Raw genomic sequence first — 21,494 nt, forward strand, 5'->3', positions numbered from 1 at the left:
TCGACATCGCACGGGAACTTTCCCGCACAGTACGGCCCGTGACAGGGCGTCAGGTTGTGTCGGAGGTTGTCACTGCTCCCACGGGAACCATCCGTGCCCGATGTACCAGTGGCCGCCGGCCCGCAGCCGGTCGCCGACCGCCCGCTCCAGCGACGTACGCCGGGGCAGGTCGCGGGCCGGGAGGTCGGGGTCGCCGAAGACGAAGCCGACGGGCGTGGTGTCGGCCGGCTCCCGGTCGTCCCAGCCGGGCCGGAACCGCTCCTGGAAGCGGACGATGTTGGAGTCCGCCGGGAGATGCTGCCGCAGCTGCGGGTCGAGCAGCCAGGAGTGGCAGGTCGCGACGGCCGGGGACTCCGCGGGGAAGTACCGGGCGAAGAACTCCCGGGCCCGGAGCACGGAACGGTCGCAGGCGGCCGGGGTGAGCGGTCCGAGGAAGTCAGGGATGTGCAAGTTCAGGCTGGGACTGTCGGCGGTGACCGGGGTTCCGGCGGCGGTGATCGCCTGTGCCGTCCGGGTGCCGAGCCCCGCCCGCTCGTACTGCAGTCGCCCGAGCTGGTAGAGCTTGCCGCAGAAGTGGCGGGTCAGCCAGTGCGCCTGGCGGGCACCGAGGCCCCCGTGGCCGTACCTTCTGCGGTGCAGCGCCATGCCGCGGCCGAGGTCGGTGAGCGTGTGCCGGCCGATGTCGTCGGGGATGCCGAGTTCCCGGTGCGCGGCGCGCACGCGCGGCACCGCGAAGAGGAAGACGTACACGAGGAAGTACTCGCCGAGGGCGGCCGGGGCGTGGGCGGCCCGGTCCCCGAGTCCGGCCGGGTCGTCGACCTCCCGGACGACGCGGGTCACGTCCTCGGCGCACTCCTCCAGGAGCCGTCGTACCCCGGGGTCGACCGTCACGGTCCGCAGACGCGCGGTCACCTCGTTGATGTCCTCGTGCGGCACGGCGAGATCGAGGAGCAGGTCGGGCAGGTCGTCGGCGTCCGGCAGCACGTGCGGTCCCCCTTGATGTACGCGTCCTTTGGTGTACGCGTCTCCTGGCGTACGCGTCCCTGGTGAACGTCCTCGCCCCTTGGTGAACGTCCTCGTCGAAGAGTACGTTGCTAGGAGGATTGGTGATCCGGGATGCGTACAGGCAGTGAACCGACCACCGCGCGCAGTGCGCTGCGGGCGCGGCTGTGGCTGAGCCTGTGGGGAGTGGCCTGGGCGATCTTCGGCACCGTGGTGTTCGTGCTCGTCGGACGTCCCGGCTGGGCGATCGCCTGTGGGGTGCTGTGGCTGGTGGCCACCGTCGACATGACCATGATCCTCAGACACATGCGGCAGGGCCCGCACTACCAGCCGGGCCGTGACGTACCGCCGTACCGCCCGGCGGACACTCCTCAGCCGGGCACCCGCCCGCCGCCGTTCCGGCGCCCACCGCGGCACCGCCACCCGTGAGCACGCTTCCTCCTCGGCCGGCCTCGGCCACCGTGGGCGAGGATCCGCTCACGTACCGTTCTCGAAGCGAGCCGCCTTCAGGTACTCGGGGTTCGGGTCCAGTGCGGCCGCTAGCCGGAAGTGACGTATCGCGAGGTCGGCCCGGCCCTGGCGCTCATAGGTGCGGGCGAGCGCGAAGTGGGCGAACGCGTTGTCCGGCTCCCGCTCCAGAACGATCGTGAACTCCAGTTCGGCGGGCCGCAGTTGCGCGGCGGCGAAGAAGGCACGCGCGCGCAGCAGCCGGGCTGCGGTGTTCTCGGGGTGCGCGGCGATCACTCCGTCGAGCAGCTTCACCGCGCCCCGTGGGTCCCGTGCGTTGAGCAGTTGCTCGGCGGCACGGAAATCGATGACATGCGTCTCCGGAGTACGTCCGGTCGAACCGCTGGTCTCGGGCACGGCAAAGTCCTTCCCTCGCTGAAGCGGTTCAACGCCCGGACGGGTGTCCGCTATTTCGAAGACGTATTCCGAAGACGGCCGCCCGCTAGCTCGGGGCCGACTCCCGCGCCCGGCGCACGAGCTCGGCCCAGACCTCCGCGACCCGCCGTCGCAGCACGTCCAGGGGCACGTCGTTGTCGATGACGATGTCGGCGATCTCCAGGCGCTTCTCGCGGGTGGCCTGCGCGGCCATACGCGCGCGGGCGTCCTCCTCCGTCATACCGCGCAGCCGGGTGAGCCGGTCGAGCTGGGTCTCGGGGGCGGCGTCCACCACGACCACGAGGTCGTAGAGCGGGGCGAGGCCGTTCTCCGCGAGGAGCGGGACGTCGTGGACGACCACGGCGTCGGCGGCGGCCGCGTTCTCCAGTTCGCGGGAGCGGGCACCCACGAGGGGGTGCACGACCGAGTTGAGCACGGCCAGCTTCTCGGGGTCGGCGAAGACGATCGAACCGAGTTTCGGGCGGTCCAGGCTGCCGTCGGCGGCCAGTACCTCCGGGCCGAAGGCCTCGACGACGGCCGCCAGGCCCGGGGTGCCCGGCGCGACGACCTCACGCGCGATGCGGTCGGCGTCGATCAGCACGCCGCCGTGTTCCACGAGCAGCCGGGACACCTCGCTCTTGCCGGCGCCGATCCCGCCGGTGAGGCCAACTTTCAGCATGCCCCGCAGCTTAGGGCCTGCCACCGGCACCGGCCCGGACAGGCCCCGGAAACCTTGCCGGCGGGCCCTAGTTGTCGCCCTCCCGCTCCGCGAGGAAGCGTTCGAACTCCAGACCGATCTCGTCCGCCGAGGGGATCTCCACCGGCTCGGCGAGCATGTTGCCCCGGGTCTCGGCGCCCGCGGCCGCGTCGTACTGGTGCTCGAGGCCCTGCACGAGGGCGGTGAGTTCCTCGTCGCCCTCCTGGACCTGGCGTTCGATCTCCGTCTGGGTGCGGTGCGCGTCCGTGCGCAGGGCGTGGGCGACACCCGGGAGCACCAGCCCGGTGGCGCCCGTGACGGCCTCCAGGACGGTCAGGGCGGCGTCCGGGTAGGGCGACCGGGCGATGTAGTGCGGAACGTGCGCGGCGACGCCCAGGACGTCGTGGCCGGCCTCCATGAGCCGGTATTCGAGCAGCGCCTCGGCGCTGCCGGGCACCTGGGCCTCGTCGAAGGGGCTGCGGTGGCCCGGGACGAGGTCGGTGCGGTTGCCGTGCGGGGTGAGACCCACCGGGCGGGTGTGCGGGACGCCCATGGGGATGCCGTGGAAGTTCACGGACAGGCGGACCCCGAGCCGCTCCACGATCTGCCGTACGGCGGCGGCGAAGCGTTCCCACTCGACGTCCGGCTCGGGGCCGGAGAGCAGCAGGAACGGCGCCCCCGTGGCGTCCTGGACCAGCCGGACCTCGATGCCGGGCTCCTCGTACTCGGTCCAGCGGTCCCGCTTGAAGGTCAGCAGCGGGCGGCGGGCCCGGTAGTCCACGAGCCGGTCGTGGTCGAAGCGGGCGACGACCTGGTGGGGCAGCGAGTCGAGGAGCCGCTCGACGATCTGGTCGCCGGTCTCGCCCGCGTCGATGTATCCGTCGAAGTGGTAGAGCATGACAAGACCGGCCGACTCCTGGGCGAGCGCCATGTCGACGACGGCGAGGCCCTTCGGCTCCCATGCGTACAAACCCTGCGGATCAAGCACTGTGACCGCTCCTCCTCGTGTTCGTACGTGACAACGCGTCGCACGACGTGGGCATTCCTGATCCGCCGGCCTCTCACCGCCTTTTCGTGCCGGGCCGCGGCATGGCAACTCCCGAGGGGCGCCGGGAAGTTCCCGGCGGGGCGGGCGGGCGGCACCGGAACACGAGAAGGCGGCCCTTCGTAAGCATGCGAAGGCCGGCACCTCGGAGACATACGAAGGCCGGCGCCTCGGAACATGCCGAGGGCCCGCACCTCGGAAGGTGCGGGCCCTCGGTGAAGCGGCTAGGCCTCAGTGGCTAGGCCTCAGCTCTGGCCACCGGCCAGCTTCTCGCGGAGCGCGGCGAGCGCCTCGTCCGAAGCGAGCGCGCCGGAGGTGTCCGCACCCTCGGAGGAGTACGAACCGCCACCCGCGGCCGGAGCGGCACCCGCGGCGTCGCCACCCTCGGCGGCGGCAGCGGCGTCGGCCTCGCGGCTCTTGATGACCTGCTGCTGGTGCTGCTCGAACCGCTGCTGCGCCTCGGCGTACTGGTGCTCCCACGCCTCGCGCTGGGTCTCGTAGCCCTCGAGCCAGTCGTTGGTCTCGGGGTCGAAGCCCTCGGGGTAGATGTAGTTGCCCTGGTCGTCGTAGGACGCGGCCATGCCGTACAGGGTCGGGTCGAACTCGACCGTGGCCGGGTCGGCACCGAAGGCCTCGTTGGCCTGCTTCAGCGAGAGGCTGATGCGGCGGCGCTCGAGGTCGATGTCGATGACCTTGACGAAGATCTCGTCGTTGACCTGGACGACCTGCTCCGGGATCTCCACGTGGCGCTCGGCCAGCTCGGAGATGTGGACCAGACCCTCGATGCCCTCGTCCACGCGGACGAACGCACCGAACGGAACCAGCTTCGTGACCTTGCCGGGCACGACCTGGCCGATCTGGTGGGTGCGGGCGAACTGCTGCCACGGGTCTTCCTGGGTCGCCTTCAGCGACAGGGAGACACGCTCGCGGTCCATGTCGACGTCGAGGACCTCGACGGTGACCTCCTGGCCGACCTCGACAACCTCGGACGGGTGGTCGATGTGCTTCCAGGACAGCTCGGAGACGTGGACCAGACCGTCGACGCCACCCAGGTCCACGAAGGCACCGAAGTTGACGATCGAGGAGACCACACCGGAACGGACCTGACCCTTCTGGAGGGTCGTGAGGAACGTCTGGCGGACCTCGGACTGGGTCTGCTCCAGCCAGGCACGGCGGGACAGGACCACGTTGTTGCGGTTCTTGTCCAGCTCGATGATCTTCGCCTCGAGCTCCTTGCCCACGTAGGGCTGGAGGTCACGGACGCGGCGCATCTCGACCAGGGAGGCCGGGAGGAAGCCGCGGAGGCCGATGTCGAGGATGAGACCACCCTTGACGACCTCGATGACGGTACCGGTGACGATGCCGTCCTCTTCCTTGATCTTCTCGATGGTGCCCCAGGCACGCTCGTACTGGGCGCGCTTCTTCGAGAGGATCAGGCGGCCTTCCTTGTCCTCCTTCTGGAGGACAAGGGCCTCGATCTCGTCACCGACGGCGACGACCTCGTTGGGGTCGACGTCGTGCTTGATCGAGAGCTCGCGGCTCGGGATGACACCTTCGGTCTTGTAACCGATGTCGAGCAGGACCTCGTCCCGGTCGACCTTCACGATGACGCCGTCGACGATGTCGCCGTCGTTGAAGTACTTGATCGTCTCGTCGATCGCGGCGAGGAAGGCTTCCTCGTTACCGATGTCGTTGACCGCAACCTGCGGGGTGGTGGCGGTGGTCTCGGTGCTGCTCGTCATGTGGGAAAGGGCTCCGGTACGGACATTGAAGTCGTAGGTACTGCTTACGCCGGGAGCCCGTTTCGCTCTGATGAAGACCGGACAGCCAAGGAAGCGCCACACAAAACCGTGGTGGCGCCTCGAAAACCGAGGGGGCATACAACAGATGCGAGCGCAGCCTGCTACGTCTGAGGAGCGCAGGCCCGCAGCGCAACTTGTAGCATACGGGGGCAGCCGGGCAGGGTCAATGCGCGAAGGCGCACACCCGGGGCGGATCCCCGCATACCCGGCACAAGAACCGTCCCACGAGGCCACGCAGGTCTGGGAAACCTCTTCCGTGACACCCCGGCGACGGGTTGCAGGGAAGAGTACGACGAGGGAGCCGATCATCCAAGAGCCCGTTTCGTTCGACCTCGAACCGGAAGCCACCCGGCGCACCGCCGGGGCCGCCGAGAGCAGCCGGGCCAACCGGGGCTGGTGGGACCGCAACGCCGACGACTACCAGATCGAGCACGGCACGTTCCTCGGGGACGACCGTTTCGTGTGGAGTCCCGAGGGTCTCGACGAGGTGGAGGCCGAGCTGCTCGGCCCGCCCGAGGAGCTGAAGGGCAAGGACGTCCTGGAGATCGGCGCCGGCGCGGCCCAGTGCGCGCGGTGGCTGGCCGCCCAGGGGGCCCGTCCGGTCGCCCTGGACCTCTCGCACCGCCAGCTCCAGCACGCACTGCGCATCGGCGGATCGTTTCCCCTCGTCTGCGCGGACGCGGGCGCGCTGCCCTTCGCGGACGGCTCCTTCGACCTGGCGTGCTCGGCCTACGGCGCGCTCCCCTTCGTCGCCGATCCGGGTCTGGTGCTGCGCGAGGTGCGTCGTGTGCTGCGTCCGGGCGGCCGTTTCGTCTTCTCGGTGACCCACCCCGTCCGGTGGGCGTTCCCGGACGAGCCGGGTCCCGAGGGCCTCTCGGTCGCGAACTCGTACTTCGACCGCACGCCCTACGTCGAGCAGGACGACGAGGGCCATGCGGTGTACGTAGAGCACCACCGCACGCTCGGCGACCGCGTCCGCGACATCGTCTCGGCGGGCTTCCGGCTCGTCGACCTGGTCGAACCGGAGTGGCCTGCCTGGAACACCTCCGAATGGGGCGGCTGGTCCCCCCTGCGCGGCAACCTCATCCCGGGCACGGCGATCTTCGTGTGCGAGCGGGACTGACCTCGTCGGCGGCACCGGCACTGCTGGCTAGCGCACGCGCGCGCGTGAAACTGGTGTTCGCGGGCGCGCGCGTGATGGGCGTTCGCGGGGGCGTACGACACTAGGGGCGTGATCCGTTACGACGCCCTGGACGCGCTGCCCGTGCGGCAGGCCCTGCCCGGTCTGGACGACGCCCTGGCGGGGCACGGTACCGCCGTCCTGGTGGCGCCGCCCGGCACCGGCAAGACGACGCTGGTGCCGCTGGCGCTGGCCGGGCTGCTGGGCGAGGGACCCGCGCGGCGGGTGGTGGTGGCCGAGCCGCGCCGGATCGCCGCCCGCGCGGCGGCCCGCCGGATGGCCTGGCTGCTCGGCGAGCAGGTCGGGCGGAGCGTCGGCTATACCGTGCGCGGCGATCGGGTGGTGGGCCCGGACGCGCGCGTGGAGGTGGTCACGACCGGTGTGCTGTTGCAGCGGCTGCAACGCGACCAGGAACTGTCCGGCGTGGACGTCGTGATCCTCGACGAGTGTCACGAGCGGCATCTGGACGCCGACACGGTGGCGGCGTTCCTCTGGGACGTGCGGGAGACGCTGCGGCCGGAGCTGCGCCTGGTGGCCGCGTCGGCGACCACGGACGCGCAGGGCTGGTCCCGGCTGCTGGGCGGCGCACCGGTGGTCGAGGCGGACGGCGTCTCGTACCCGGTGGAGGTGGTGTGGGCGCCGCCGGCCCGTCCGGTACGGCCGCCGCACGGGATGCGGGTGGACCCGGCGCTGCTGGCGCATGTGGCGTCGTTGGTGCGGCGGGCGCTGGCCGAGCGGGACGGGGACGTGCTGTGCTTCCTGCCGGGCGTGGGCGAGATCGCGCGCGTGGCCGGTCAGCTGGGGATACCGGGGGACGTCGAGGTGCTCCAGGTGCACGGCCGGGCGCCGGCCGCCGTCCAGGACGCGGCGCTGGCGCCCGGCGAGCGGCGCCGCGTGGTGCTGGCCACGGCGGTCGCCGAGTCCTCGCTCACCGTGCCCGGGGTGCGGGTGGTGGTCGATTCGGGGCTCGCGCGCGAGCCGCGGGTCGACCACGCGCGCGGGCTGAGCGCCCTGACGACGGTGCGGGCGTCCCGTGCGGCCGGGCGGCAGCGGGCGGGGCGGGCCGGGCGGGAGGCGCCGGGGGCGGTGTACCGCTGCTGGGCCGAGGCCGAGGACGCGCGCCTGACGGCCTTTCCGGCCCCCGAGATAAAGGTGGCCGACCTGACCGCGTTCGCCCTCCAGACGGCCTGCTGGGGCGATCCCGAGGCCACCGGGCTGGCGTTGCTGGACCCGCCGCCCGGCGGCGCGATGGCGGCGGCGCGGGGTCTGCTGACGGCGATCGGGGCGGTGGACTCCGCGGGCCGGGCCACCGACCGGGGCGTGCGGCTGGCGCGGCTGGGCTTGCACCCCCGGCTGGGGCGGGCGCTCGTGGACGGTGCCGGGGTGGTGGGGGCGGAGCGGGCCGCGGAAGTGGTCGCGCTGCTGAGTGAGGAGGTCCCCCGGGACTACGGTGACGATCTGGGGGCCGCCCTGCGGAGCGCGCGGCGCGGGGGCGACGCCTATGCCACCAGGTGGCGTGCGGAGGTTCGGCGGCTGCGGGCCGTCCTGACCGGGGTCGCGCAACCGCCCGAGGCCACGACCGCGCCCGACACACGCACCGGCACCGGCACCGGCAGCACCGCCAGCACCAGCACCAGCACCAGCACCAGCACCGAACCCGGCATCGGCATCGACACCGGCAGCACCCCTGACGATCAGGTGGCCGGGCTCGTCACCGCCCTCGCCTTCCCCGAGCGGATCGCCCGGGTCGACGGCGGTTCTCACCTGATGGTCTCCGGCACCCGGGCCGAACTCCGGGAGGGCTCGCCGCTGCGGTCCGCGTCCTGGCTCGCCGTCGCCGTCGCCGACCGGCCGCTCGGGAAGGGGCACGCGCGCGTGCAGCTCGCGGCGGTGGTGGACGAGGAGACCGCGCGGGCGGCGGCCGGGACCCTGCTGGACGTGCGGGACGAGGTGCACTGGGCCGAGGGGGACGTCGTCGCGCGGCGCGTGGAACGGCTCGGGGCCGTCGAACTCGCGGTACGGCCGCTGCGGGACGCCGACCTCGTGCTCGTGCACGGTGCGTTGCTCGAAGGGCTGCGGCAGGAGGGTTTCGGTCTGTTGCGGTGGACGCCCGACGCCGTCGCGCTGCGGCAGCGGCTGGCCTTTCTCCGGCTGCGCCTCGGGGAGCCGTGGCCCGACGTCGGCGACGACGCGCTGCACGCGCGCGTGGACGAGTGGCTGGAGCCGGAACTGAGCCGCGCCCGGCGGCGCGCCGATCTCGGACGGATCGACGCCGGGGAGGCGCTGCGACGGCTGCTGCCGTGGGCGAGCGGGGAGGCGGGGCGGCTGGACGAGCTGGCGCCGGAGCGGATCGCCGTGCCCAGTGGATCACGGATCCGGGTCGACTACGGGAACCCCGATCAGCCGGTGCTCGCCGTGAAGTTGCAGGAGATGTTCGGGTTGCAGGAGTCGCCCGCCGTGGCGGGGGTGCCGGTGCTGGTGCATCTGCTGTCGCCGGCCGGGCGGCCCGCCGCGGTCACCGCCGACCTCGCCTCGTTCTGGCGGGACGGCTACCGGGGCGTGCGGGCCGAGCTGCGGGGGCGCTATCCCAAGCACCCCTGGCCCGTGGACCCCGCCACCGCGGAGCCCACCCGGCACACCAACGCGCGGCTCAGGCGCTGACCGGTTCCGGTACCGACGTCTCCACGGGCTGCGGGTCGGCCGGACGGCGGCTGAGCGCCTCCAGCCACAGGGCGAGCGCGAGCAGCGCGATGCCGAGGGAGAGGAAGCCCCAGGGCAGGTACGAGGTCATCAGCAGCACCAGGGCGCGATTGTGCTTGACCAGGGCGACGGTGTGCTCGATGTAGTCCTCGCGCATCTTCACGTCACCGGCGAAGGCGGTCACCTTGGCGCGGCCGCCCAGCAGGGTGCCGCCGCGCAGTTCCTCCTGGTGGGTCTCCTCGCCGTAGACGGGCGCTCCGGTGACGGGTTCGACCCAGAACCTGCGGACCGTGGTGTACCAGCGGGTGGTGCCGGTCTTGGCGACCGACTCGGGCGTGATGCCCTGCACCGGCATCTTCTTGGGCATCGGGACCTTGGTCCACGGGACGGTCTGCTCGAAGTAGTAGACCTCGACGCCCCGGAAGGTCCGCGTCCCCTTGTAGTGGATGGGGTTGGTGGTGCGGGTCTGCGCGTCGAAGTACTCGTAGTCCCGTTTCTCGGTCAGGAAGGGCCACTTGAACTCGATGCCGTCCCGTTTCACCGGGTCGCCGTCGACCATCTCGCCGGTGGCGTGGACGGGTTCCTGGCTGTGGGCGTCGAAGATGTAGCGCTCGGGGATCTCGGAGACCATCTTGCCGTCGGGCCCCTGGACGTAGGACAGCCCGTCCCAGACGACGACGTCCCGCCCCGCCGTCTCCTCGATCCGCCTCGCGGCCGCCACATCGCCCTTGAGGGTCTGCACGATAGTGACCTGGGGGACCTTCTTCGCCTTCATGGTGCCGTAGTCGAGGAGCGTGGCGTTCTTGGCCACCAGGACCATGTCCTGGTACTGGTTCGCCGGGATCTTGGCCAGGCGCGGGAAGGCGTACCAGCGCAGCAGCGGGGACAGCGCCGCGAAGAACACGGCGCAGGCGAGCAGGACCAGACTGGCCGTACGGCGCATCTCGGCCTCCCGGGGCGGCGGTTACGGGTGGGACGGCACCGTCGTGAGCAGCGGCTTGGGGGACGTCTTCCCGGCCGGCGACCCCAGGGCGCTGATCGTCACCACCAGGACGACCGCGAGGGTGAGACCGGTCGCGGCTGCGATCAGGGCACGCATGCGGAGCCTCCCTGCGGACGGTTTCCTGATGGTTCGTCAGGTCCGGGCACGGTAGCAACGGGAGGGTGAGATGAGAACACGTCGCACACGGCCGTACGACGGCGAGGGCGCCCTCCCGCGTCGGCGGGAGGGCGCCCTCGTGGTCCGTGGGCCGGGCCGCGGGTCAGGACGTGGCGGAGGCGGACGGGCTCGCCGACGGGGCGGCGGACTCACTCGCCGAAGCGGAGGCGGTCGGCGACGGGCTCGGCGAGGCGTCCGCCGCGGCCACCGTCAGTTCGACGGTGAGCGTCGCGCCGCCGGTGGTGGTGACGCGCAGCAGGAACGTGCCGGTGGTGTCGTCCGCGTACAGCTTGGGCAGCGTGAGCAGACCGTTCGCGTCCGTCTGAAGGTCCGTGAGGGTGCGTACGGCCTTGCCGTCGGCGTCCTTGAAGTACGGACCCTTGTCGTCGGTGCTCGGGTCGTCCGCGGACTTGACCAGCGTGGCGGTGGCGGCGACCTTGCCGGCGACGGCGCCCTGGTAGGTGGCCTTCACCTGGACCTGGTCGGCGAACTCGCCGCCCGGGGTGCAGGTCAGCGCGGTGTCGTCGGTGCGGGCCAGGGCGTCGGCGGCACGCGCGATGACGGTCGCCGCGTAGTCGACGCCCTTGACCGTACGGCCCACCACGCTGGCGCGGACCGTGAAGTCGCCGGTCTTCTCGCCGGCCTGGAGCGCCGGCGCGACGGCGACACCCTTGCTGTCGGTGACGACCGTGGCCGTGCTCTCGCCGCCCGTGAAGGTGGTGTCCGTGTCCCCGACGATGGTGAAGCGGACGCGCACCTTGGCGACGATCCGGTCGGCCTTGGTCTCCGCGCGCGTGCTGATCCTCTTGGTGAACGCGTCGCCGGCCATGGCCGTGAGTTTGGCGGTGCCCGCGTCCTCGAGGTGGTCCACGGTGTCGGTGGCCGTGGGCGGCAGGCTCGGGGAGGTGCTCGGGGTGCCCGGCGTCGGCTCCTCGGGATTCGGCGTGGCCGTGCCCGGGGTGCTCGGTGTGCTCGGTGTGCTCGGCGACGGGGAGGTCGAGCCGCCCGAGCCGTCGGAGGAACCGCCGGAGCCGGAGCCGCTGCCGTCGTCGCTGCGGTGGGAGGGCACGGTGCCGGTGCCGTCGGGCACCGAGTGGGTGCCCTTGCGGTAGAACTCGTACCAGGACAGGACCAGGTTCAGGTAGTCCTGCGAGTTGTTGTAGCTGAGGATCGCGCTGTTCATGTCGGCCTGGACGGACAGGTCCCAGCCGTTGCGGCACAGGTAGTGGCCGGCGGCCAGCGCCGCGTCGTAGACGTTGTTCGGGTCCTTGACGCCGTCGCCGTTGCCGTCCCGGCCCGCCCACGCCCAGGTCGACGGGATGAACTGCATCGGGCCGACGGCCTGGTCGTAGCGGCTGTTTCCGTCGTACTTGCCGCCGTCGGTGTCCTGGATGAGTGCGAAGCCGTTGCCGTCGAGTTCGGGGCCGAGGATCCGGTGCAGGGTGTTGCCCTCCGCGTCCACGTCACCGCCGCGGGCCTGGCCGGACTCGACCTTGCCGATGGCGGCGAGCAGTTGCCAGGGCAGGTTGCAGCCGGGCTTGGAGTCGCGCAGTTCCGCCTCGGCCTTCTTGTAGGCGTCCAGGACCGTGGCCGGTATGCCGGCCTCGGCCGCGCCCCGGGAGACGGCGGTGCCGATGCTCGACGAGGAGGCGGTGGGGCTCGCGCTCGGGTTCGGGCTGTTCAGCGGCGGCAGGTCCGTGTAGTACGGCGAGTTGCCGGTGGCGCCGGACTCTTCGGACGCGGCGGTGCTGGCACCGGCGTTGGCCTGTCTGCCGGGGTCGCCGTTGGTGACACCCGGAGCCTGGGACGCGGACAGTGCCGCCACCGCCAACGCGGCCGCGGCGGTCGTCGCCGCCCCCTTGCGCAGCCGCCTGCCGAATTGCGCCGCCATAGTGGTGAACCCCTCCCGTGGACCGCCTTCTGAGCGTCCGTCTCCGTCTGTCTGCTCGCCCTGGTGTGACGATGGACCCGGTGCTGTGGTTGCCCTCGTTACCTCTTTGGAGTCGTGAGGTCGTGCACCCGGTCGTACGTGCACCGGGCAGCGACCCAGGCGACCCTACGACAACTTGCTTTCCACGGACACCCGGTGGTGCCCGGTTTTCACCAGTTGGCCATCCGCCGTTGGACGATGGTGGGCTCGCGGATACTTGTCGTACGCGATCACCGTTCGGCGCTCCGGCCGACGACCGCCCCAGGAGGCCCGGTGCCGTTCACGCTCAGCCATGCCACCGCCGTGCTGCCCGCCGTACGCGGTGACGGGACCGGGCGCGGGCGCCTGGTCCCGGCGGTGCTCGTCGCGGGGTCGTTCGCCCCCGACCTCACCTTCTACGCGGCGAGCGCGGTGCCGGACGCGATGGGGTTCGGCGGCTTCACGCACTCCTTCACCGGAGTCTTCACCGTGGACGTGCTGTTCTCCTGGGCGCTGGTGGCGCTGTGGCTGCTGGTCCGCGAGCCGCTGGTGGCGCTCCTGCCCCGCGCGCGGCAGGGGCGGCTTGCGGCTCTGCTGCGCTGCGGTGCGCCGCGCGCGCGTGCCGGGCTCTCCCTGACGGCACGGTGGTACGTCTCCGCCGTGCTCGGCGGTCTCACGCACGTCGTCTGGGACGCCTTCACGCACCACGACCGCTGGGGCAGCCGGCTCGTCCCCGCGATCGGCCGGAACGTGTCGGGGGTGCCGCTGTACACCCTGCTCCAGTACGGCAGTTCGGCGGTGAGCGCGGCCGTGCTCGCGGTGTTCCTGGTCCGCGCGGTACGGCGGGCGCCGGACGTGGAGCCGGCGGGGGTGCCGTCGCTGTCGGGACCGGACCGGTGGTGGGCCGCGGCCGGGATCGCCGGCTGCGCGCTGCTGGCGGCGGTGCAGCGGGCGACGCGGTGGTGGGCCTACTGGGGAGCCACGGCGAAGCCCTGGGAGCTGCTGCCCACGGTGCTCTTCGGAGCGGGCGCGGGGCTGCTGCTGGGGGTGATCGGATACGCCGTGGTGGTCAGGGTGTGGCGTCCGGTTCCGGTGGCCGGGGTGCGGCGGAGCCGGTCCGCCGTTCGGTGAGGGTCGCCACGAACACGGTCATGGTGCGGGGGCGGCGAGGGCCGGGCAGCGCGGTCAGGAGCAGCGCGAGGTAGCCGCGGCCGAGGTCGAGCCACTGGCGCGGGTGGGGACGGGCGCGGAGCCGGCGCCGGAGGCGGGTGACCGTGCGGCGCACGGTGACGGCGAGGTCGGTGGGGATGCGGGCGGAGCTGGCGCCCGCCGCCTGGGCCGGGGCCGACGGGGTCGCCGTGACCTGCGCTGCGGCGGAGCGGGTGGTGGCCGGGGGCCTGGTCTGGGGCGTCCGGCGGTGAACCATGCGTATACCCATGGCCGCATCCTTGCCGGTGGCGATGCCGGGGGCGTTCTGACGGGGTCCAGGTGAGTGACGGCCCCGGCGCGACTCGGAGGCCGAGCCGAGGGCAGCACCCACCCCGCCCCTTGTCCACCGCACATGGGGCGGGCGGTGCCCGGCTGGAGCCTCCCCTTGCGCGCCGCCTCCTCGTCCGCCGCCCTCTTTTCTCCGCCGCGACGACGGTTGACCACGACGGCGTTGTCCGGCGGTGCCGTGCCGGTCATGACCCGTCGGTTCGGCACCGCCGAGTACCGCCGTGGTGGCCGCTCGCCGTAGCGGCGGACCACGGGGAACGGGAACGAGGAAGGGGGCGAAGCCAGCGGGAGGGCGCCGCCGCGGTCGAAGAGCAGCGGCGGCGCCGGTCGAAGAGCAGCGGCGCCGGCGGTCGGCTGAGCGCCACTGCGGCGGGCAACGTCAGCGACCCGGACGGCAGGCGGCCGCCGCTCCGGTGGAGCAGGGGGCGGCGGCCGCTGTCGGTCTTCACGGTGCGGGACTCCGTCGAACTCCGCCGAAGGCCCGCGCACCCCCCCGTCGGCTCCCGCCGGAGGCTAGTGGGCTGCTGACTCCCAGTCCGGGCCCACGCCCACCGAGACGTCCAGCGGAGCCCTGAGGTGGACCGCGTTGGACATCTGGTCGCGGAGGAGGGACTCGACCTCCGTGCGCTCGCCGGGGGCGATCTCCAGGACGATTTCGTCGTGGACCTGGAGGAGCATGCGGGACTTCAGCCCGGCCTCGCGCAGGGCGCCGTCCACCCGGAGCATGGCGATCTTGACGATGTCCGCCGCGGTGCCCTGGATGGGCGCGTTGAGGGCCATCCGCTCGGCGGCCTCACGGCGCTGCCGGTTGTCGCTGTTGAGGTCGGGGAGGTAGCGGCGGCGGCCGAAGAGGGTCGCCGTGTAGCCGGTGGCACGGGCCTCGTCGACGACGCGGCGCAGGTAGTCACGGACCCCGCCGAACCGCTCGAAGTACGTGTCCATCAGGCCCCGGGCCTCGCCCGCGTCGATGTTCAGCTGCTGGGAGAGGCCGAAGGCCGAAAGACCGTACGCGAGGCCGTACGACATCGCCTTGATCTTGCGCCGCATCTCCGCGTCGACGGCCGACCGGTCGACGTCGAACACCTGGGAGGCGACCGTGTTGTGCAGGTCCTCCCCGGAGGTGAACGCCTCGATCAGGCCCTCGTCCTCGGAGAGGTGGGCCATGACGCGCAGCTCGATCTGGCTGTAGTCGGCGGTCATGAGCGACTCGTAGCCCTCGCCCACCACGAAGCCGCGGCGGATCGCCCGGCCCTCGTCGGTGCGGACCGGGATGTTCTGGAGGTTCGGGTCCGTGGAGGAGAGCCGGCCGGTCGCGGCGACGGTCTGGTTGAAGGTGGTGTGGATCCGGCCGTCGGCGGCGACGGTCTTGATCAGGCCCTCGACCGTGACCCGCAGCTTGGCCTGCTCACGGTGGCGGAGCATGATCACCGGCAGTTCGTTCTCGGTCTGGCCGGCGAGCCAGGCGAGCGCGTCCGCGTCGGTGGTGTAGCCGGTCTTGGTCTTCTTCGTCTTGGGCAGCGCCAGCTCACCGAAGAGGACTTCCTGGAGCTGCTTGGGCGAGCCCAGGTTGAACTCGTGCCCGGCCGCCGCGTGCGCCTCCTTCACGGCCTGCTGCACCGCGCCCGCGAACATCTGCTCCATGGCCTCCAGGTGCGCGCGGTCGGCGGCGATGCCGTGCCGTTCCATGCGGGCGAGGAGGATCGAGGTGGGCAGCTCCATGTCGCGGAGCAGATCGGCGGCGCCGACCTCCTGGAGGCGGTCCTCGAAGGCCGCGCCGAGGTCGAGGATCGCGCGGGCCTGGATCATCAGGGCCTCGGCCTCGGCGCCGTCGTCCGCGCCGAAGGCCAGCTGTCCGTCGGCCGCGGCGGCCGGGGCCAGCTCGCGGTGCAGGTACTCCAGGGACAGCGCGTCCAGGTCGAAGGAGCGGCGGCCGGGCTTGACCAGGTACGCGGCGAGCGCGGTGTCCATGGTGACGCCGTCGATGCGCCAGCCGTGCTCGGCGAAGACCCGCATCGCGCCCTTGGCGTTGTGGAAGACCTTGGGCCGGGCGGGGTCGGCGAGCCAGGCCACCCACGCGTTCTCGTCGGACTCGTCGAGCTGGGCGGGGTCGAACCAGGCGGCCGGGCCGTCTCCGGCGGCGAGGGCGACCTCGGCGACCGAGCCGGCGCCGAGCGCCCAGGTGTCGACGGTGGCGACACCCAACGGCTGCTCCGTGCCGTGCCCGGCGAGCCAGCCGGCCAGCTCGCCGGTGCCGAGGACGGTGGCGTCGACCTCCACGCCCGCCTCGGCGACCGGGGTGGACTCGGCCTCCTCGGCGCCGGGGTCGACGGCGTAGAGCCGCTCGCGCAGCGAGGGGTTCCTGATCTCCAGGGTGTCCAGGATCATCGCGACGTTCTTGCGGTCGTACGGCGCGCGCTCCAGGTCGGCGACCGTCCTCGGCAGCTCCACGGCGCGCTCCAGCTCGGTGAGCCGGCGGTTGAGCTTGACGGACTCCAGGTGGTCGCGGAGGTTCTGGCCGGCCTTGCCCTTGACCTCGTCGACGCGCTCGACCAGCTCCGCGAAGGACCCGAACTGGTTGATCCACTTCGCGGCGGTCTTCTCACCCACGCCGGGGATGCCGGGCAGGTTGTCGGACGGGTCGCCGCGCAGGGCCGCGAAGTCGGGGTACTGGGCGGGCGTCAACCCGTACTTCTCGAAAACCTTCTCCGGGGTGAACCGGGTCAGCTCGGACACGCCCTTGGTGGGATACAGCACCGTGGTGTGCTCGGAGACCAGCTGGAAGGAGTCGCGGTCGCCGGTGACGATCAGGACCTCGAAGCCCGCGGCCTCGGCCTGGGTCGCGAGGGTGGCGATGATGTCGTCGGCCTCGAAGCCCTCGACGGCGAAGCGCTGCGCGTGCATGGCGTCGAGCAGCTCGCCGATCAGCTCGACCTGCCCCTTGAACTCGTCCGGGGTCTTGGAGCGGTTCGCCTTGTACTCGGTGAACTCCTCCGAGCGCCAGGTCTTGCGGGAGACGTCGAACGCCACCGCGAAGTGCGTGGGCGCCTCGTCACGCAGGGTGTTGGCCAGCATCGAGGCGAAGCCGTAGATCGCGTTCGTCGGCTGGCCCGTCGCGGTCGTGAAGTTCTCCGCGGGCAGCGCGAAGAACGCGCGGTACGCCAGCGAGTGCCCGTCCATGAGCATCAGCCTGGGACGGGCGCCGCCGGAGGTCTTGTCGGTCTTCTTCGATGCTGTCTCTGCCACGCCCCCGATCCTGCCACGCCGCACTGACAGTCCGAGCGGCGAGGAGACGGGAGCCGGCCCGGAGCCCGTGCTCGATGGTGGCCGGGGGCGCGTGCGAGGATCGGGTGTACACGGGTGTACAGGGCATTGGTGCCGGCGTAGAGGAGAGCGTGCGATGGCGACGAAGCCGCCTCAGGGGGATCCCGTCCAGGACGCGCCGCGGGTCGCGGAGCCGAAGCACGCGGCCGCCGGTCTGCCGGCCGTCGGGCACACGCTGCGCATCGCCCAGCAGCAGATGGGTGTGCGGCGCACCGCGCTGACGCTGCTGCGGGTCAACCAGAAGGACGGCTTCGACTGCCCGGGCTGCGCCTGGCCGGAGCCGGAGCACCGGCACACCGCCGAGTTCTGCGAGAACGGCGCGAAGGCGGTCGCCGAGGAGGCCACCCTGCGGCGGGTGACGCCCGAGTTCTTCGCCGCGCACACCCTCACCGACCTGCACGGCCGCAGTGGCTACTGGCTGGGCCAGCAGGGGCGGCTCACCCACCCCATGTACCTGGCGGAGGGCGCCGAGCACTACGAGCCGGTCAGCTGGGAGCGGGCCTTCGACATCATCGGCACGGAGATCGCCGCCCTCGGCTCCCCCGACGAGGCCGTCTTCTACACCTCGGGCCGCACCAGCAACGAGGCCGCGTTCCTGTACCAGCTCTTCGCGCGCGAGCTCGGCACCAACAACCTGCCGGACTGCTCCAACATGTGCCACGAGTCGTCGGGGTCGGCGCTGAACGAGACGATCGGCATCGGCAAGGGCAGCGTCCTGCTGGAGGACCTGCACCAGGCCGACCTGATCATCGTCGCCGGGCAGAACCCGGGGACCAACCACCCGCGGATGCTCTCCGCCCTGGAGAAGGCCAAGGCCGGCGGCGCGAAAATCATCAGCGTGAATCCGCTGCCGGAGGCCGGTCTGGAGCGGTTCAAGAACCCGCAGACCCCTCAGGGCATGCTCAGGGGCGCCGCGCTCACCGACCTGTTCCTGCAGATCCGCATCGGTGGCGACCAGGCCCTGTTCCGCCTCCTCAACAAGCTCGTCCTGGAGACCGAGGGCGCGGTCGACGAGGAGTTCGTGCGCGAACACACCCACGGTTACGAGGAGTTCGCGAAGGCCGCCCGCGCCGCCGACTGGGACGGGGCGCTCGCCGCCACCGGCCTCACCCGCGCGGAGATCGAGGAAGCGCTGCGGATGGTGCTGGCCTCGAAGCGGACGATCGTCTGCTGGGCCATGGGACTCACCCAGCACAAGCACTCGGTGCCGACCATCCGCGAAGTGGTCAACTTCCTGCTGCTGCGCGGCAACATCGGGCGCACCGGCGCGGGGGTCTGTCCGGTCCGGGGCCACTCGAACGTGCAGGGCGACCGCACGATGGGCATCTTCGAGCGTCCCGCCCCGGCCTTCCTGGACGCCCTGGAGAAGGAGTTCGGCTTCGCACCCCCGCGCGAGCACGGCTTCGACGTCGTGCGGGCCATCCGCGCGCTGCGCGACGGCGAGGCGAAGGTGTTCTTCGCGATGGGCGGCAACTTCGTCTCCGCCACCCCCGACACGGACGTCACCGAGGCGGCCATGCGGCGCGCGCGGCTGACCGTGCACGTGTCGACGAAACTCAACCGCTCGCACGTGGTCACCGGCGCGCGGGCGCTGATCCTGCCGACGCTCGGGCGCACCGAGCGCGATCTCCAGGGCGGCGGCGAGCAGTTCGTGACCGTCGAGGACTCCATGGGCATGGTGCACGCCTCACGCGGCCGTCTGGAGCCCGCGAGCCCGCACCTGCTGTCGGAGCCGGCGATCGTGTGCCGGCTGGCGCGCCGGGTGCTCGGCGAGAACAGCCGCACTCCGTGGGAGGAGTTCGAGAAGGACTACGCGACGATCCGCGACCGCATCGCGCGCGTGATCCCCGGTTTCCAGGACTTCAACGCGCGCGTGGCGCATCCGGGCGGCTTCGCCCTCCCGCACGCCCCGCGCGACGAGCGGCGGTTCCCCACGGCCACCGGCAAGGCGAACTTCACGGCGGCGCCGGTCGAGTTCCCCGAACTGCCCGAGGGCCGCCTGCTGTTGCAGACGCTGCGCTCGCACGACCAGTACAACACCACGATCTACGGCCTGGACGACCGCTACCGGGGCATCAGGAACGGCCGCCGGGTGGTCCTGGTGAACCCGGAGGACGCGCGGCGGCTGGGGGTCGCCGACGGGGCGTACGTGGACCTGGTGAGCGAGTGGAAGGACGGTGTGGAGCGCCGGGCGCCGGGCTTCCGGGTCGTGCACTACCCGACCGCCCGGGGCTGCGCGGCGGCGTACTACCCGGAGACCAACGTGCTGGTGCCGCTGGACGCCACCGCGGACGTCAGCAACACCCCGGCCAGCAAGTCCGTCGTGATCCGGCTGGAGAGCGGCGCGCGGCACCCGGCACCCGTCGTCTGAGCGCCCGCTCAGCCCGTCTGGAACAATCGACGGCCTACTGAGCGTTTGCTCAGCGGAGAGACAGCCGCAAGACGATCGGAGCCGGCCCATGGGCGAGCAGCAGCATGTGAAGTTCCCGCAGGAGGTCATCGACGAGTACGCCGCGCTCGGTGTCGACCTGCCCGCCCTGTTCTCCGCGGGGCACCTGGGCACCCGCATGGGCGTGCAGATCGTCGAGGCCTCCGCGGACCGGGTCGTCGGCACCATGCCCGTGGAGGGCAACACCCAGCCGTACGGGCTGCTGCACGGCGGGGCCAGCGCGGTGCTGGCGGAGACCCTGGGCTCGGTCGGGTCGATGCTGCACGGCGGCAGCTCGAAGATCGCCGTCGGCGTGGACCTGAACTGCACGCACCACCGCGGCGCGCGTTCCGGCCTGGTCACCGGTGTGGCCACGCCGGTGCACCGGGGGCGCTCCACGGCGACGTACGAGATCGTGATCAGCGACGAGGAGGGGCGCAGGGTGTGCACCGCCCGCCTCACCTGCCTGCTGCGGGACCTGGAGGGTTCGACGCTCCCTTCCGCCGTCCAGGGCTGACGGTCCTCGCCGGCACGTCCATTGCTCCCCGCCGTCGGTGCCCGTAACTTCGGCCCATGGGACGGCGAGGAGGCCCCCGCTCGGGGGTGACGGCACTGGGGCTCGGGCTCGCGCTGCTGACGGGCTGCGGCGCCGCCACGGCCCCCGCGACCCCCACGGCTCCCACAGCCGCACAGGACACCCCGGCCGGCTCGCAGGGCGGTTCCCAGGCCAGCTCGCAGGGCGGTTCCCCGTCGGCGGTCTCGGACGCGGACCTGTGCGCCAGGATCGTCGCGCACTGGGCGCGCGAGGTGCTCGGCAGCGGCACCTACGGCGACTACCAGTCGATGGGGCTGTCCAACGGCCAGTACGAGATCCTCCGGGACGTCGTCGACGCGGCCCGGGCGCTGAAACGCCGTCAGGGGGCCGCTGCCGCCGACCGGTTGATAGACCGCCGGGCACGGTCCGCCTGTGCCGAGCGGTACCGCCGGGGCACGCCGAGCGGGGGCCCCTGGCGATGAGCGGAGCGAGCGGCATCGGACCCGTCGAACCGGGCGACGGCACGCGCGCGCGGGAGTTCCCCGAGGCGGCGGCCGCCTCCGCTCCCCCGCACCCCGCCCGCCGGCGTGCCGCCCTCCTCCTCGGCACCGTCGCCGTGCTCCTCGCGGGCGGCGGCTACCTCGTCGCGACCCGTCCGCACCGGCCGCCGCCGCCCGAAGTCCCGTACCCCGCGCAGACGGTGGCGTTCTCCTTCGTGGGCGGCCGGGGCACCCCGGCGGACGCACCGCCCCGCAGCTTCAGCTTCGCGGTGCGGATGACCGTCATGGACGGGCCGCCGGTCACCGTGCCCCGGATGACCCAGCCCTACGCAGGGCTCACGCTGACCGAGTCGCCACCCGCACCCTTTCGGACAAAAGCGGGCTCACCCCGCGAGATCACGATCACTATGCATGTGACCGATTGTGTAACGGTTCCGAAGGATGCCGGACTGCCTTTCCTGGACGTAACTCTACGTAATGTCCGCGCAATACAAGTCCAGAGTTTCATCCTGGGATCCCGTTACGCACAGCACCTCTCACACGCCCTGAAAGTAGCCTGCAGCAACAGTTAGGAGAGGTTTCCGGTAATCACCAAAACGCACGAGACGCCTGATCCGATGAGGGCGAGTCCTGCGGGTTCTCAGCATGCGGACAGGGCGAATCGGCCGGAATTCCTCCGTTCTCCGCACCGTGTACCGCTCTGCATTACCTCGTGTCATAACAAGAGCGTCACAGCATCGGCCAGACCCTCCTCCACGTTCCCCACACCCGCCTAGAGTCACGGCCAGTCACGGCACCGCCGGAATCCCACGTCGATCTTCGACCCGGTGCGCGTGA

18 protein-coding genes are annotated in these 21,494 nt (G+C 71.9%); 8 read left to right on the forward strand and 10 right to left on the reverse strand.

Translation table 11 applies throughout. The annotated features are described in order from the left end of the window. Positions 1 to 69: 69 nt before the first annotated feature. Positions 70 to 984 carry an acyltransferase domain-containing protein gene (locus tag MB828_RS45675; RefSeq protein ID WP_301653311.1) on the reverse strand — a complete coding sequence of 305 codons (915 nt, stop codon included), beginning with the start codon at positions 982 to 984 and terminating at the stop codon, positions 70 to 72. Positions 985 to 1,116: 132 nt separating this feature from the next. On the opposite strand from MB828_RS45675, the gene MB828_RS45680 reads away from it, so the two are divergent. Next, the gene (locus MB828_RS45680) at positions 1,117 to 1,431 is read left to right on the forward strand and encodes a DUF6343 family protein (protein ID WP_301653312.1); all 315 of its coding nucleotides are present in this window, start codon (positions 1,117 to 1,119) and stop codon (positions 1,429 to 1,431) included. A 48-nt stretch (positions 1,432 to 1,479) separates the two neighbouring features. On the opposite strand, the gene MB828_RS45685 is transcribed toward MB828_RS45680, so the two are convergent. From MB828_RS45685 to rpsA, 4 genes are all read right to left on the reverse strand, one after another. Next, positions 1,480 to 1,866, reverse strand: a complete 387-nt coding sequence (locus tag MB828_RS45685) for a tetratricopeptide repeat protein (RefSeq protein WP_133027083.1) — start codon at positions 1,864 to 1,866, stop codon at positions 1,480 to 1,482. Between the two features lie 85 nt (positions 1,867 to 1,951). Beyond that, positions 1,952 to 2,563, reverse strand: a complete 612-nt coding sequence (gene coaE, locus MB828_RS45690; RefSeq protein WP_301653313.1) for a dephospho-CoA kinase — start codon at positions 2,561 to 2,563, stop codon at positions 1,952 to 1,954. A gap of 67 nt (positions 2,564 to 2,630) precedes the next feature. Continuing rightward, positions 2,631 to 3,569, reverse strand: a complete 939-nt coding sequence (locus MB828_RS45695; protein ID WP_301653314.1) for a PAC2 family protein — start codon at positions 3,567 to 3,569, stop codon at positions 2,631 to 2,633. Between the two features lie 302 nt (positions 3,570 to 3,871). After that, positions 3,872 to 5,368 (reverse strand): 30S ribosomal protein S1, encoded by a 1,497-nt coding sequence (rpsA, locus tag MB828_RS45700; RefSeq protein WP_046729628.1) that lies wholly within the window; start codon positions 5,366 to 5,368, stop codon positions 3,872 to 3,874. A gap of 316 nt (positions 5,369 to 5,684) precedes the next feature. Here rpsA and MB828_RS45705 point away from each other — a divergent pair, with 316 nt between their 5' ends. Continuing rightward, positions 5,685 to 6,551: a class I SAM-dependent methyltransferase gene (locus tag MB828_RS45705; protein ID WP_430381524.1), complete on the forward strand. Its 867-nt coding sequence runs from the start codon at positions 5,685 to 5,687 to the stop codon at positions 6,549 to 6,551. Positions 6,552 to 6,659: 108 nt separating this feature from the next. Continuing rightward, entirely contained in the window at positions 6,660 to 9,269 is a 2,610-nt protein-coding gene (gene hrpB / locus MB828_RS45710) for an ATP-dependent helicase HrpB (protein ID WP_301653316.1), read from the forward strand. On the opposite strand, the gene MB828_RS45715 is transcribed toward hrpB, so the two are convergent. The 3 genes from MB828_RS45715 to MB828_RS45725 all read right to left on the reverse strand — a co-directional run bounded on the left by MB828_RS45715 (position 9,259) and on the right by MB828_RS45725 (position 12,358). Further along, positions 9,259 to 10,251 (reverse strand): DUF3068 domain-containing protein, encoded by a 993-nt coding sequence (locus MB828_RS45715; RefSeq protein ID WP_301653317.1) that lies wholly within the window; start codon positions 10,249 to 10,251, stop codon positions 9,259 to 9,261. The genes hrpB and MB828_RS45715 overlap by 11 nt on opposite strands. A 21-nt stretch (positions 10,252 to 10,272) precedes the next feature. Beyond that, positions 10,273 to 10,407 (reverse strand): SPW_0924 family protein, encoded by a 135-nt coding sequence (locus MB828_RS45720; protein WP_133027088.1) that lies wholly within the window; start codon positions 10,405 to 10,407, stop codon positions 10,273 to 10,275. 163 nt (positions 10,408 to 10,570) lie between these two features. Then, on the reverse strand, positions 10,571 to 12,358 hold the full coding sequence (locus MB828_RS45725) for a lytic transglycosylase domain-containing protein (protein ID WP_301653318.1): 1,788 nt from the start codon (positions 12,356 to 12,358) through the stop codon (positions 10,571 to 10,573). Between the two features lie 312 nt (positions 12,359 to 12,670). Between MB828_RS45725 and MB828_RS45730 the strand changes: the two genes are divergently transcribed. Next, positions 12,671 to 13,507, forward strand: a complete 837-nt coding sequence (locus MB828_RS45730; RefSeq protein WP_301653319.1) for a DUF4184 family protein — start codon at positions 12,671 to 12,673, stop codon at positions 13,505 to 13,507. On the opposite strand, the gene MB828_RS45735 is transcribed toward MB828_RS45730, so the two are convergent. Together MB828_RS45735 and polA are read right to left on the reverse strand one after the other, a co-directional pair. After that, complete coding sequence (locus MB828_RS45735; RefSeq protein WP_301653320.1) at positions 13,446 to 13,814, reverse strand: hypothetical protein; 369 nt, start codon at positions 13,812 to 13,814, stop codon at positions 13,446 to 13,448. The genes MB828_RS45730 and MB828_RS45735 overlap by 62 nt on opposite strands. A gap of 572 nt (positions 13,815 to 14,386) precedes the next feature. Continuing rightward, on the reverse strand, positions 14,387 to 17,116 hold the full coding sequence (polA, locus tag MB828_RS45740) for a DNA polymerase I (protein ID WP_133027091.1): 2,730 nt from the start codon (positions 17,114 to 17,116) through the stop codon (positions 14,387 to 14,389). Positions 17,117 to 17,270: 154 nt separating this feature from the next. Here polA and MB828_RS45745 point away from each other — a divergent pair, with 154 nt between their 5' ends. From MB828_RS45745 to MB828_RS45760, 4 genes are all read left to right on the forward strand, one after another. Next, positions 17,271 to 19,565, forward strand: coding sequence for an FdhF/YdeP family oxidoreductase (locus MB828_RS45745; RefSeq protein WP_301653321.1), 2,295 nt, complete (start codon positions 17,271 to 17,273; stop codon positions 19,563 to 19,565). A gap of 88 nt (positions 19,566 to 19,653) precedes the next feature. Continuing rightward, positions 19,654 to 20,139, forward strand: a complete 486-nt coding sequence (locus MB828_RS45750) for a PaaI family thioesterase (RefSeq protein ID WP_301653322.1) — start codon at positions 19,654 to 19,656, stop codon at positions 20,137 to 20,139. A gap of 56 nt (positions 20,140 to 20,195) precedes the next feature. Further along, positions 20,196 to 20,639, forward strand: coding sequence for a hypothetical protein (locus tag MB828_RS45755; RefSeq protein WP_301653323.1), 444 nt, complete (start codon positions 20,196 to 20,198; stop codon positions 20,637 to 20,639). Then, the gene (locus MB828_RS45760) at positions 20,636 to 21,229 is read left to right on the forward strand and encodes a Tat pathway signal sequence domain protein (protein WP_301653324.1); all 594 of its coding nucleotides are present in this window, start codon (positions 20,636 to 20,638) and stop codon (positions 21,227 to 21,229) included. The genes MB828_RS45755 and MB828_RS45760 overlap by 4 nt, the downstream gene beginning before the upstream one ends. The last annotated feature ends 265 nt before the right edge of the window (positions 21,230 to 21,494 follow it).

It is taken from the genome of Streptomyces arenae, assembly GCF_022343545.1.
In the GTDB taxonomy this organism is placed as follows: domain Bacteria; phylum Actinomycetota; class Actinomycetes; order Streptomycetales; family Streptomycetaceae; genus Streptomyces; species Streptomyces humi.

What these genes read in the sequence shown, in the direction of transcription:
- MB828_RS45750 (WP_301653322.1), top strand. Translation starts at nt 19,654, where the DNA reads ATGGGCGAGCAGCAGCATGTGAAGTTCCCGCAGGAGGTCATCGACGAG.
- MB828_RS45745 (WP_301653321.1), top strand. Translation starts at nt 17,271, where the DNA reads ATGGCGACGAAGCCGCCTCAGGGGGATCCCGTCCAGGACGCGCCGCGG.
- MB828_RS45725 (WP_301653318.1), bottom strand. Translation starts at nt 12,358, where the DNA reads ATGGCGGCGCAATTCGGCAGGCGGCTGCGCAAGGGGGCGGCGACGACC.
- MB828_RS45680 (WP_301653312.1), top strand. Translation starts at nt 1,117, where the DNA reads ATGCGTACAGGCAGTGAACCGACCACCGCGCGCAGTGCGCTGCGGGCG.
- MB828_RS45715 (WP_301653317.1), bottom strand. Translation starts at nt 10,251, where the DNA reads ATGCGCCGTACGGCCAGTCTGGTCCTGCTCGCCTGCGCCGTGTTCTTC.
- MB828_RS45755 (WP_301653323.1), top strand. Translation starts at nt 20,196, where the DNA reads ATGGGACGGCGAGGAGGCCCCCGCTCGGGGGTGACGGCACTGGGGCTC.
- rpsA (WP_046729628.1), bottom strand. Translation starts at nt 5,368, where the DNA reads ATGACGAGCAGCACCGAGACCACCGCCACCACCCCGCAGGTTGCGGTC.
- coaE (WP_301653313.1), bottom strand. Translation starts at nt 2,563, where the DNA reads ATGCTGAAAGTTGGCCTCACCGGCGGGATCGGCGCCGGCAAGAGCGAG.
- MB828_RS45720 (WP_133027088.1), bottom strand. Translation starts at nt 10,407, where the DNA reads ATGCGTGCCCTGATCGCAGCCGCGACCGGTCTCACCCTCGCGGTCGTC.
- MB828_RS45735 (WP_301653320.1), bottom strand. Translation starts at nt 13,814, where the DNA reads ATGGGTATACGCATGGTTCACCGCCGGACGCCCCAGACCAGGCCCCCG.
- MB828_RS45760 (WP_301653324.1), top strand. Translation starts at nt 20,636, where the DNA reads ATGAGCGGAGCGAGCGGCATCGGACCCGTCGAACCGGGCGACGGCACG.